An 11980-nucleotide genomic window follows, 5' to 3' on the forward strand; every position below is an offset into this window, starting at 1 on the left:
ACCCCTCTACGCAAACCCAACTGAAATTACAAAAGGTTCCTGAGTAACCACCATGAGCGAAGACCGATCGAGCAACGAGCAGAAGTCCTGGTTTAACAGACTGACCCAGGCTTTTGCTCATGAGCCGAAAAACCGCAAGGAATTGCTGGAAGTGCTGCGCGAAGCGCATCAGAACAAGCTGCTCGACAGCGAAGCACTGGCCATCGTTGAAGGTGCAATTCAGGTCGCCGACCTGCAGGTTCGCGACATTATGGTGCCGCGCTCACAAATGATGAGCATCAAGGCCAACCAGACGCCCAAGGAATTCCTGCCCTCGATCATCGAAGCCGCGCACTCGCGTTATCCCGTGGTGGGCGAGAGCCTCGACGATGTGGTTGGCATCCTCCTGGCCAAAGACCTGCTGCCGTTGATCCTCTCGGGCGAACAGCCCAACTTCAATATCAAGGACCTGCTGCGCCCGGCCACCTTCGTGCCCGAGTCCAAGCGCCTTAATGTGCTGCTGCGCGAATTCCGCGCCAACCACAACCACATGGCCGTGGTCATCGATGAGTACGGCGGCGTTGCCGGCCTGGTGACCATCGAGGACGTGCTGGAGCAGATCGTCGGCGATATCGAAGACGAGCACGACGTGGAAGAAGACAGCTACGTCAAACCGCTGCCCTCCGGCGACTTCCTGGTCAAGGCGCTGACGCCGATTGAAAGCTTCAACGAAGCCTTCGATACCGAATTCTCCGATGACGAATTCGATACCGTCGGCGGCCTGGTGATGAGCGCATTCGGCCATCTGCCCAAGCGTAACGAAGTCACCCAGATCGGCGAATTCCGCTTCCGCGTACTCAACGCTGACAGCCGCCGCATCCATCTGCTGCGTTTGAGCCCGGTTAGTAATTGACTCATAACCGGCCACCTTCATGGGTGGCCGGTTCGCAACACTTCCCCCGCCTGCCCTCCCGCTTTACCCTTGCGCCACCTCAATCCAAGGACCTGCATGCAATGCACTGGATAACCCGACCTGGCTGGCCCGGCAACCTGATCGCGCTGCTCGCTGGCGCTATCACGCCCCTGGCGCTGGCGCCTTATGACCTGTGGCCGCTGGCCATCCTCTCCATCGCCCTGTTCTACCTGGGCCTGCGTGACCTCACGCCGCGCCAGGCGGTGCTGCGCGGCTGGAGTTATGGCTTTGGCATGTTCGCCGCCGGCACCAGCTGGGTGTACGTAAGCATCCACGATTACGGCGCGGCCTCGCCGCCCCTGGCGGTATTTCTAACTCTGCTGTTTGTCGGCGGCCTCGGTCTGCTGTTCGCCCTTAGCGCCTGGGTCTGGACGCGCTGGCTGCGCCGGGTCGAAGCGCCGCTGGCCGATGCCTTGGCCTTCGCTGCCCTGTGGCTGGCGCAGGAAGCTTTCCGCAGCTGGTTTCTCACTGGCTTCCCCTGGCTGTATGCCGGTTACAGCCAGCTGGATGGCCCACTGACCGGCCTAGCCCCGGTGGGGGGCGTGTGGCTGCTGTCGTTTGCCTTGGCGCTAAGCGCCGCGCTGCTGGTAAATCTGGCGCAACTGCGCACGCGCAAGGCGTTTCTCGCCATCGGCGTTGTGCTGTTAGTCGCCCCGTGGATCGCCGGCCTTGCCCTCAAGGGCCACGCCTGGACACAGCCACTGGGCGAGCCGCTGAGCGTGTCGGCCATGCAGGGCAATATCGAACAGAACATGAAGTGGGACCCCGAGCAGCTCAACGCGCAGCTCGCGCTTTACCGCGACATGACCTTCAGCGCCAAACCGACCGACCTGATCGTCTGGCCGGAAACCGCCATCCCGGTGCTCAAGGACCGCGCTCAGGGCTACCTGGGCATGATCAATCGCTTCGCCAATGAGCGAAATGCCGCGCTGATTACCGGCGTGCCGATTCGCCAGAGCATCGAGCGCGGCGAACAGCGCTACTACAACGGCATCAGCGTGGTCGGCCAGGGCAGCGGCGATTACCTCAAGCAGAAGCTGGTGCCGTTTGGTGAATACGTACCGCTGCAGGAAGTGCTGCGCGGGCTGATCGCCTTCTTCGACCTGCCGATGTCCGACTTCGCCCGTGGCTCCGCCGAGCAGAGCCTGCTGCAGGCCAAGGGCCATGCGATTGCTGCGTTTATCTGCTACGAAGTGGTCTACCCGGAATTTTCCGCCGGCCTTGCCGCGCAGAGCGACCTGCTGCTGACCATCAGCAACGACACCTGGTTTGGTCGCTCCATCGGCCCGCTGCAACATCTGCAGATGGCGCAGATGCGTGCTCTGGAAGCCGGCCGCTGGATGATCCGCGCGACCAACAACGGCGTCACCGCGCTGATCGACCCGCAAGGCCAGATCACCACACAACTGCCGCAGTTCGAACAGGCGGTGCTCTACGGCCAGGTGCAACCGATGCAGGGGCTCACGCCTTATCTGTACTGGCGCGGCTGGCCCATGCTGATCATCTGCCTGCTGTTATTCGCCTGGGCGTTGCTGGCCAGCCGTATGGCCAAGACTCTTTAACGACGAAAAAAGCGGTAGAACTCGCGCAGCTCAGCCTGCGCGTCGCCGATGCTGACCGGGGTGAAGCGCAGTGGATGGTGCGCTGGACATTGCGCCAAGCGGCCCTGATCGAGCGGATGCAACCAACCGAGCAACGGGTAACCGCCCATGCTCTGGTGGTCGGCCTGCAGGATAATCGGCTGGCCATCCGGCGGCACCTGAATCGCCCCCCGGCCAACACCCAATGACCACTGCCGCACAGGCGGCTGCACCGCCTCGCCGAGCAGCCGTGCGCCCATGCGATCGGAGTGCGGGCTGAGTTGCCAGGTCTGGGCGAAAAAGCCCTGCAACTGGTCTTCCTCGAAACTCGCTGCATCGCCACCGGTAATTACCCGCAGTAAAGGTTTGCAGGCGTAATCCGGCAGATAGGGCCAGGGCACGCTGGCGCTGCGGGTGAAATGCGCAGGCCGACAAGCCAGCAGATCCCCGGCCTGCACCGCCTGCCCCAGCCCTTCGCGTAGCTGCACGCTGACGCTGCCCAACACCGCTGCGGCGATAAAGCCGCCGGCCACCGCCAGATAGGCGCGCAGGCCACTGCGGGCAAAGCCCAGACGCAGCAGCTGCCCTTTGCGCAGCGGCAGGCGCGCCCACAAGGGCTGCGGCTGATCATCCAGGCTCAACGGCACCTGGGCGCCGCACACCGCCACCCAGGTGTCGACCTCGGCCTGCAACTCGACGCCGCCTAGGGCGATTTCCAGCAGCGGCGTGCCCCAGGGATTGTTCAGCAGATGATTGGCCCAGGCCGCACCGTGCCAATCCAGAGGCCCGGCGGGCGATACGCCCAGGTGTTGCCAGCCGCGCCGCCCGGCATCCTGCAGCAGGCTCTGCGGCCCTGGCTTGAGCACCCTTAGGCCGCTCATAGCTGACCGCCTTCGCGGATAAAGTCACGCTCATCAATGTTGCGAAAACGCACCCGGTCACCCAACGTCAGCGGGCATGGCGGCGTGCGCGCGGCGTCGAACAACGACCAGGGGCAACGGCCGATCAGGTGCCAGCCGCCGGGCGAGCGGTGTGGATAGATCGCCGTTTGCCGCTCGGCAATCGCCAGGCTACCGGCCGGCACAGCAATGCGCGGGGTGGCGCGGCGCGGCAAGGCCAGGCGCGCGTCCAGCTCACCGAGGTAGGCAAACCCCGGAGCAAAACCAATCGCGCCAACGCGGTACTCGGTCGCCGCATGCAGTTCGATCACCTGGGCGACACTGAGCTGACACAGACGCGCGACCTCGGCGAGGTCTTCACCGTTATACCAAATGGGGATTTCATGCAGCCGCCCGGCCTGCGCGACAAAGGGCTCGGCAAGCCAGCGCTCCAATAGCGGTTTGAGCCGCTCGGCCAGCTCCAGGTGATCGGCGCTCATCAGGTCGTAGTGCAGTAGCAGGCTGGTCCAACCCGGCACCAGATCGATAAGCACTTCACCCAACTCGCCACGGATACGCTCGGCCAACAGGGCGATCCGTTGCGGCAGCTGCGCATCCGGCTGCTCGGCCAGCACCAGCAGCAGGGCTTCGGCACCGGCCGGTTCGAGGCGGATCATAGGGCGTCCAGGCTGGCCCGCAAACGCCGCAATACGGCCAGGGAGTCGGCGTTATCGCCATGCACGCACAGGCTGTCGGCGCGCAGCTGCAGCGGCTTGCCATCGATATCGGCAAACGGCTCACCCTGAGCAATCGCCAGGGCCTGCTGGAAAATCCGCTGCGGATCATGGTGTACCGCGCCGCTCAAACGCCTCGGCGCCAACTGCCCATCAGCCAGGTAAGCACGGTCGGCAAAGGCCTCGAACATCAGCGGCACATCGGCGGCATCAGCCAGGCGCAGCTCACGGCTGTTGTCAGCCAGCGCCAGCACCATCAGCGGCAAGCCCTTGCGGTAACTGGCACAGGCCTCAAGCACCGCATTGAACAGCGCATCGTCACGCACCAGATCGTTGTACAACGCGCCATGCGGTTTGACGTAGGCCAACTGGGTGCCGGCTGCGCGGCAGAAGGCATCCAGAGCGCCGAGCTGATACAGCACCAGCGCGGTGACCTCCTCTGGCGAACAGGCGATATGCCGCCGGCCGAAACCGAGCAGATCAGGATAGGCCGGGTGCGCACCAATGCTCACCCCATGCTGCACCGCCAGGGCGACGGTGCGTTGCATGGTCAGCGGGTCGGACGCATGAAAGCCGCACGCCAGGTTGGCCTGATCAACCAGCGGCATGGCATGCACGTCATCGCCCATGCGCCACACGCCGAAGCTTTCACCCATGTCGCAGTTCAGCAGAATTTTTTTCATGCCGACAAGCTTAGTGGTGCATTACCGCTGCGGGAAGCCTGGCCGCGTTAATACACGTCGCGGCGATAGCGCCCCTCTTCGCGCAGGGCCGTGACAGCGGATTCGCCGAGCAACTCATGCAACACCGCATCCACCCCAGCCGCCATACCGTCGAGGCTGCCGCAGACATAAATCGCCGCACCGTCATCTAGCCACTCGCGCACTGAGTCGGCGGACTCGCGCAGGCGATCCTGCACGTAGACCTTGGCGGCCTGATCACGCGAGAAAGCCAGGTCCAAACGCGCCAACTCACCGGTCGCCAGCCAGCCCTGCAGCTCAGCCTGGCAGTAGAAGTCATGCGCCGCATTACGCTCGCCGAACAGCAGCCAGTTTTGCCGATGCCCGGCGATGACCCGCGCCTTGAGCAGGCTGCGCAGCCCGGCCAGGCCGGTGCCGTTGCCGATCAGGATCAGCGGTCGATCATCTTCGGGGGCATGGAAGGCGCTGTTACGCCGTACCCGCGCCAGCAACTGACCCTGCAGCGCCGCGCCTTCCGTCAACCAACCGGAGCCAAGCCCGAGCGAGCCATCGCGATGCCGCTCCTGGCGGACGATCAGCTCCAGCTCGCCGTCGCTGGGCAAGGAGGCGATCGAGTATTCGCGCGCAGCGAGCGGCACCAGCGCATCCAGCATGGCCTGGGCGTGCAAGCCGACCAAGTGGGTGAACTGCTCGGGGAGCTGCTTGCCGCGCAGCGCCTGCTGCAGCGACTGCGTCAGGCCATCGAGGCTGACTGTCTGGTTGCCGTCCAGCGCATGGGCCTGCAACCAGGCCTGCACGGTGGCATCGCTATGGCGCGGCGGTACGTCGAGAATATCGCCGGCACTCCAGTCGACCGACTGTTCAGCACGCAGTGCCAGCAGGTATGTCGGCGCGCCCTGACTACCCGGATTAAGCAGCTCGCGACGCGTGAGTGTCCACAGGCAGGGCGGCGTTTCAGCTTGAGGCAGCGGCTGGGCGCCTGTCAGCTCACCGAGTTGGCGTTGCCAGTGGGCCAAGGCTGTCGCATCGGCAGCGTCGACCTGCACCGGCTCGAACAAACTGCGCGCCCCCTGCTGAGTCAGCCAGCCGTGGACCCGCTGGGCAAAGCCACAGAAGTGCTGATACTGGCGATCTCCCAGGGCGAGCATGGCATACCGCAGATTAGGCAGATGCAACGCCTGCCCCAGCAGCCTGCGCTCGAAGCCGCGCGCGCTGTCCGGCGCCTCGCCATCGCCAAAGGTGCTGAGCACAAACAGCGCGTTGTGCGCCTGACGCAGCATCTGTTCGTTGAGTTTGGCCAAGGGCTGCACGCTGACGGCAAGGCCAGCGGACTGCAACTGGCCGGCGGTTTGCCAGGCCAGCTGTTCGGCAAAACCGCTCTGACTGGCAAAGCCAATCAGCCAACCCTCGCCCAGCCCCGCGCTCGGTTGCAACGCACCACGCGCCTTGAGCATGGCGCGTTTTTTACGCCGACGATCCAAGTAGAGCAACCAGCCGGTGATGGCGAACAACGGCATCGCCAGGCTGGCAAGCATCATCAGAATGCGTCCAGTCAGGCCGAAATAGCTGCCCACATGCAAGGCATACACACTGGTCAGCAGTTGATCGCCAAAGCTCTGTTGCTCGTAGCGCGTGTGCTTTCCTGCCTCGCCGCTTAAAGGGTCAAGCGCCAGTTGGTTGAAAGCACGTTCATGCGGTGCATCATCACGCAGGTAGAACACAGTCACGGGTTGCCCAGCCACTGGCGGCAAGCGCAGGTTGTAGCTGCTCAACTGACTACCGGCCTCACGCTGCAGGCCTTCCCAGACCGCGCGGTAGTTCACTATCGGCAACTCACCGGCCGGTGGCGGGCCGCGCTTGCCTCCGCGCTGCTGACCACCAGGCTCAGCGCTAAGTAACGTGGTTGCACCTTCGCGGTACCAGTCATATGACCAATACAGCCCTGTCAGCGCCGCCAGCAGGTATAGCGCCAGGCACCAGGTGCCGGCAACCGCGTGCAGATCCCAGTTGAAGCTGCGGCCCTTGCGCGCCCAATCCAGAGTTAGCCAGGCGCGCCAGCTACCCGCCTGACGCGGCCACCGCAGGTAAAGCCCCGAAAGGCAGAAGAACACCAGTATCAACGTGCTGGCTGCGGTGATCTGCTTGCCGTATTCCCCCATGGCGAGGAAGCGGTGCAGCCTCAGCATCAAGTCGAAGAACCCTTGCCCGCGAGGCTCAGCTAGTAATTCACCGCGGTAACCATTGAAGTAACGCGACGGCCCACGACGCTCGCCAGGCGGCGGTGCGAAAAACACCCGCGCAGCCCGGTCACCCTCTACCTCCAACCACAGGCCGACCACCCGCTGCTGGCTGGCCGCTTCGAGTTTAGGCACCAGCTCGGCGGGCGACAGCGTGCCACTGTCACGCACCTCGACCTTCAGCACATCGGGGTTGAGTGCACGCATCAGCTCATCCTGAAACGAGTAGGCCGCACCCGTAACACCCATCAAGGCCAACACCAAGCCGGCTGTGATACCGAACAGCCAATGCAGCTGGAACAGAATTTTCTTTAACACGGGAAACTCGATCACCGGCGTTGAACACAGGCAGTCGCACTACAAACCGGCAACGGCCAAAGGAGAAGCAATTCTATTTAATAATTTGTTTCAATAACCAGCCATGTGCCGACCTTTACCGACTCTTTACCCAAGGTGAACGCTCACACAAACGGCCCTAAAGCCGTGATTCGTTGAACGACACGGACGATTCAAGCCTGCGTGAAGCCGAGCAGCTCACTCGGCACGGCGCCGGCCGCGATCGCCGTTCACTAAGCGCAGCCATCCGACATAGCGGACTGCAACAGTTAGCGGTCAGCGAACGCACAAAAACCCTGCACATACTCGAGCAGGGTTTTCTCAATTGGCTCGCAGGCAGGCTGGCTTACGCAGCCTGCCTACCGCTTGGCGTGGTTAGAAGCGGTATGTGGCCGACAGCACTGCCGAACGCGCAGCACCGTACTCGATGGCCGAAGAGCGTGCGGTGGTGGTGCCGGCACCCACAGTGGTGCCCACTTGCGTTCTCACGCTCTCAACATATTCCTTATCAAACAGGTTGTTGAGATTGAGTTGCAGATCAAGTTCCTTGTTGACCTTGTAACCGACCATGGCGTTGTGCAGCCAATAGGCATCCAGCTTTACGCCATCATTGGAAGCGGTAAGGTTACGCTCGCTGACATAGCGGGCACCGTAACCGACGCGCCAGCCAGCTGGCAGATCATAAGTCGTCCACAGATTGAGCGAACGAGGCGGAGTGTTGGCCAACGCCTGACCTTCGCGGGCAATACCTGCCGCCGTGTTGGCCGCTTCAAGGGTCTCGCTGTCCAGGAAGGTGTAGTTGGCGTAGACATTCCACTGATCAGTGACACGTCCGGTTGCGCCCAGCTCAAAGCCCTGAACGCGCTGCTTGCCTGCCAGCTGGGTACTGCCATCAACCATGGTTTCGCGGGCATTGCTCTTCTCTACCCGGAACAGCGCTGCATCCAGGCCCAGACGACTATCGAGGAACTCCCACTTGGTGCCCAACTCCCAGGTTTTGTTCTTCTCAGGCTCAAGATCCTGAGTCGCCGCAGACAGGCCAGCACCGCTGGTCGCCAGGTTCTCGGCGGATGGGTTGAAGGAGTCGCCATAGGCAACGTAGATACGCCCATTCTCTGCCGGCTTATAGGTCAGCCCCGCACGCTTGCTCAGATGCTCATCGCTTGAGTTGAAAGACGTCCGGGCATTGGTCGCCAGGGTGTGATCATCGGCATCGCCATCCACCCAGTCATAACGCAGGCCGAGACTCAAATCCCAGTAGTCGTTCAGTGCGATGGTGTCGAACGCGTACAGCGCGCGGTCGAGCAGGCGCGTCTCGGTATTCGCGCTATCAGCCTTATTGGTCGGACCATTCCAACGACCAGGCGGGTTACTCAGGTCATAACCGCTGTCCGGAAACGCCAAGTTATAGGCGTAGGTAGTACGGTCATAGGTCTCACGTGATAGCTCGACACCGCTGACCAGCGTGTGGGCCAGGCCAAAGGTCTCGAAGTTGGCAGTCAGGTTGGTCTGATTGATCAGCATTTTGCTGGTGACATCACGACCATAGGCCTGCGGACCTGCGGGCAGATATTTGCCAGCCGCCAGAACTGGACCAACACCAGACGATGAACGACGACGATCAAGGTTGACATGGGACGCCGAGATGACTGTATCGCGGTGGATTTCCGAGTAACGGGTCAGGTTCTGCAAGCGCAGGCTGTCGTTGATGTCATGCTCAAGCTTGACCGTGAATGCATCGCTCTCGATTTCTTCCTTGTCCAGATTGCGCCAGCCAAAGAAGCTTTCACGGTCCACGCCTGCCAGGCGCTTGCCATTGATTGCCGGCACGCCGTAATCAGGCAGGTTGTCGTCCGTTTGGTGGAAGTAACTCAGGGTCAAACGCGTCGAATCGCTCAGACCCAACAGCAGCGACGGTGCGATGCCCCAGCGCTGACGATCGACATAGTCGCGGCCTGGCACATCGTTCTCATGGGCCATCAGGTTAAGGCGCATGGCGCTGCCGGTACCCACGCCATCCAGGGTCTGGTTGGAGTCCAGGGTCAGGCGGTGATAGTTGTCGGTGCCCAGGCTGGCGCCAATTTCAGTGAAGTCACGCTGGAGCGGCTGTTTGCTGACCTGGTTGATGCTGCCGCCAGTGGTACCGGAACCACCGAATACCGAGTTGGGGCCCTTGATGACTTCAACGGCTTCGATATTGAAGGTATCGGTACGGTTGTTCTGCGAGCTGTCACGCAGGCCGTCGATCTGCATGTTGGCGTTGGCACTGAAGCCACGGATGTTGATGCTGTCGCCCGAGCCACCACCGCCCTCACCGGCGTTGAAGGTGATGCCGGAAACGTTGGCCAGCACTTCTTTCATGCTCAGGGCTTTCTGCTCTTTAAGCAGCGCCTGCGGTACCACGGTGATGGTCTGCGGGGTATCGAGTAGCGGTACAGCGTACTTGGCCGACGCCGAGCTTTCGGTCTTGTAGTCTTCGGTTTGCTCACCTTTGACCGTTACGCTGCCCAGCTCAACCGGTGTCTTGGCTTTTTGCGGCGCTTGCTCAGCGGCCAGGCCTGCGCCCGCCCAAGAGGCGATGACCAGACCAATGGCCGAAGCCAGAACACGACGCTGCGGCAGGCTGCCGGCTTTTTTACCCATACCCATGAGAACCACCCCCAGATAAAAACGAGGCGTGATTCTAATTGATAACTATTATCAAGCAATAGGCATTTACACCTTAATTCGCATTTAGTTCCATTCCTGTAGCTTTTTATCCAACAGGCACTCGCGTCCAATACTGGCCAGATCACGACAGCCCGTCAGCGCCATCGCCACTTCCAATTCAGCGCGCAACAGCTGTACCACATGCGCCACACCGCTCGCCCCGGCGGCTGCCAGGCCATACACATAGGGTCGCCCGACCAGCACAGCATCAGCGCCCAAGGCCAACGCCTTGAATACATCCGTACCGCGGCGAATACCGCCATCGAGCAGCAGCGGCACCCGCCCCTGCACCGCAGCAGCGATTTCCGCCAGCACCTCGATGGTGGCGGGCTGGCCGTCCAAAGTCCGTCCGCCATGATTGGAGACAATGATGCCGTCGACGCCTTCGGCCACTGCACGCCGCGCATCCTCGGCAGTCATCACGCCCTTGAGCAGGATCGGCAGACGCGTCAATGAACGCAGCCATTGCACATCCGCCCAGCCAGGCGCTGCCGCAAGCAACGCACCACCGAGCAGCAAACCACCGCTGGGCGGCGCGCACTCATGCAATGGCTGCATACCGCGCAGATTGACGGCTTCAATCCCCCCCGGCAAAGAAAAGCCCGCGCGCTGTTCACGGTTGCGCATACCGTTGACCGGCGCATCCACCGTCAACACCAGCGCCTGATAACCCGCCGCTTCGGCGCGCCTGACTAGCGCTTCGGTAAAGGTTCGATCCGGTTGGATATACAGCTGAAACCACAGCGGGTTATGGGCATGCTCGGCCACGGCTTCGAGGGACACACTGGCCTGGGTGCTCAGCACCATGCCGGCCTGCACAGCAGACGCAGCCAGCACCGTTGCCAGCTCACCCTGGGCATGCGCCAACTGCTGATACGCCACCGGCGCGAGGAAAATCGGGTGAGTAAAGGTCTGACCGAACAACTGCAGATGGGTATTACCACCACTGAGATCAGCCAACACCCGCGTACGCAGACAAATACGCTGAAACGCCGCCTGATTTTCCGCCAGGGTCAGTTCATCAGCCGCGCCGCCCGCGATATAGGCCCAGGCCTGGGCGCTCATGCGCTCGCGGGCCAGGGGTTCATAGTCCGCCACGGCAGCAACACTTGGCGGAATCTGCGTCAGTTTTGGTAACGGCATGCCGGTCATGTATTGGCCCACTGGCGCAGCAGGTTGTGATAAACCCCGGTCAACCGCGCCAGCTCAGCACTCTCTGGCACTTCAAGGGTCAGCGCCTGTACCGCCCGATCCAGCTCCAGCAACAGGCCGCGCTGAGTGTCATCACGTACCAGGCTCTGAATCCAGAAAAACGCCGCATAACGCGTGCCACGGGTTACCGGATTGACGCGGTGCAGGCTGCTGCCGGGATACAGCACCAGATGCCCAGCCGGCAACTTGACGCTGTGGCTGCCGTAGCTGTCCTCGACCACCAGCTCACCCCCCTCGTACTCATCCGGATCACTGAAAAACAGCGTGGCCGACAGATCACTGCGCACTCGATGCGGCGTGCCCGGCACACTGAAAATCGCGTTGTCGATATGATTGCCGTAGGTGCCGCCGCCGGTGTAACGGTTGAAGCGCGGTGGCAACACCTTCAGCGGCAAGGCCGCCGAAACAAACTGCGGATGGTTGCCCAGACGCTGCACGATAAAGTCGCCAATCTGCACCACCAGCGGATCATCCTGCGCCAGTTGCTGATTGGCCTTGGCTTTGGCCGCCTGATAGCCCGCCGTCAGCCGACCATCCTGCCAGCTGGCCTGCTCAAAGGCCTGACGGCACTCACGCACCTGTTCGGGCGTCAGCACATCGGCAATGCTCAACATCATGATTCGCTCTCCTCACCGGCCGCC

At 62.2% G+C, this 11980-nt stretch carries 9 protein-coding genes; 2 read left to right on the top strand and 7 right to left on the bottom strand.

The annotated features are described in order from the left end of the window. The first annotated feature begins 52 nt into the window (after positions 1-52). Positions 53-892, top strand: coding sequence for an HlyC/CorC family transporter (locus BLO50_RS04845; protein WP_090249233.1), 840 nt, complete (start codon positions 53-55; stop codon positions 890-892). A 101-nt stretch (positions 893-993) separates the two neighbouring features. Continuing rightward, positions 994-2514, top strand: coding sequence for an apolipoprotein N-acyltransferase (lnt, locus tag BLO50_RS04850; RefSeq protein WP_090249235.1), 1521 nt, complete (start codon positions 994-996; stop codon positions 2512-2514). Here the strand turns inward: lnt and BLO50_RS04855 are convergent. The 7 genes from BLO50_RS04855 to BLO50_RS04885 form a co-directional block, all read right to left on the bottom strand. Beyond that, positions 2511-3413, bottom strand: coding sequence for a 5-oxoprolinase subunit C family protein (locus BLO50_RS04855; protein WP_090249237.1), 903 nt, complete (start codon positions 3411-3413; stop codon positions 2511-2513). The two genes, lnt and BLO50_RS04855, sit on opposite strands and share 4 nt — an antisense overlap. After that, a complete protein-coding gene (gene pxpB / locus BLO50_RS04860; RefSeq protein ID WP_090249239.1) occupies positions 3410-4087 on the bottom strand; it encodes a 5-oxoprolinase subunit PxpB in 678 nt (225 codons plus the stop codon). The genes BLO50_RS04855 and pxpB overlap by 4 nt, the downstream gene beginning before the upstream one ends. Continuing rightward, positions 4084-4827: a 5-oxoprolinase subunit PxpA gene (locus BLO50_RS04865; protein ID WP_090249240.1), complete on the bottom strand. Its 744-nt coding sequence runs from the start codon at positions 4825-4827 to the stop codon at positions 4084-4086. Before BLO50_RS04865 ends, pxpB begins: the two co-directional genes overlap by 4 nt. A gap of 47 nt (positions 4828-4874) precedes the next feature. Further along, positions 4875-7400 (bottom strand): PepSY domain-containing protein, encoded by a 2526-nt coding sequence (locus BLO50_RS04870; protein WP_090249242.1) that lies wholly within the window; start codon positions 7398-7400, stop codon positions 4875-4877. Positions 7401-7793: 393 nt separating this feature from the next. Continuing rightward, complete coding sequence (locus BLO50_RS04875; RefSeq protein WP_090251247.1) at positions 7794-10061, bottom strand: TonB-dependent receptor; 2268 nt, start codon at positions 10059-10061, stop codon at positions 7794-7796. 90 nt (positions 10062-10151) lie between these two features. Continuing rightward, complete coding sequence (locus tag BLO50_RS04880; RefSeq protein WP_090251250.1) at positions 10152-11270, bottom strand: alpha-hydroxy acid oxidase; 1119 nt, start codon at positions 11268-11270, stop codon at positions 10152-10154. A 5-nt stretch (positions 11271-11275) separates the two neighbouring features. Further along, entirely contained in the window at positions 11276-11956 is a 681-nt protein-coding gene (locus BLO50_RS04885) for a Fe2+-dependent dioxygenase (RefSeq protein WP_090249244.1), read from the bottom strand. Positions 11957-11980 lie beyond the last annotated feature (24 nt).

The organism is Pseudomonas peli, from assembly GCF_900099645.1.
In the GTDB taxonomy this organism is placed as follows: Bacteria; Pseudomonadota; Gammaproteobacteria; order Pseudomonadales; family Pseudomonadaceae; genus Aquipseudomonas; species Aquipseudomonas peli.

What these genes read in the sequence shown, in the direction of transcription:
- BLO50_RS04880 (WP_090251250.1), bottom strand. Translation starts at nt 11,270, where the DNA reads ATGCCGTTACCAAAACTGACGCAGATTCCGCCAAGTGTTGCTGCCGTG.
- lnt (WP_090249235.1), top strand. Translation starts at nt 994, where the DNA reads ATGCACTGGATAACCCGACCTGGCTGGCCCGGCAACCTGATCGCGCTG.
- BLO50_RS04855 (WP_090249237.1), bottom strand. Translation starts at nt 3,413, where the DNA reads ATGAGCGGCCTAAGGGTGCTCAAGCCAGGGCCGCAGAGCCTGCTGCAG.
- pxpB (WP_090249239.1), bottom strand. Translation starts at nt 4,087, where the DNA reads ATGATCCGCCTCGAACCGGCCGGTGCCGAAGCCCTGCTGCTGGTGCTG.
- BLO50_RS04885 (WP_090249244.1), bottom strand. Translation starts at nt 11,956, where the DNA reads ATGATGTTGAGCATTGCCGATGTGCTGACGCCCGAACAGGTGCGTGAG.
- BLO50_RS04865 (WP_090249240.1), bottom strand. Translation starts at nt 4,827, where the DNA reads ATGAAAAAAATTCTGCTGAACTGCGACATGGGTGAAAGCTTCGGCGTG.
- BLO50_RS04875 (WP_090251247.1), bottom strand. Translation starts at nt 10,061, where the DNA reads ATGGGTAAAAAAGCCGGCAGCCTGCCGCAGCGTCGTGTTCTGGCTTCG.
- BLO50_RS04845 (WP_090249233.1), top strand. Translation starts at nt 53, where the DNA reads ATGAGCGAAGACCGATCGAGCAACGAGCAGAAGTCCTGGTTTAACAGA.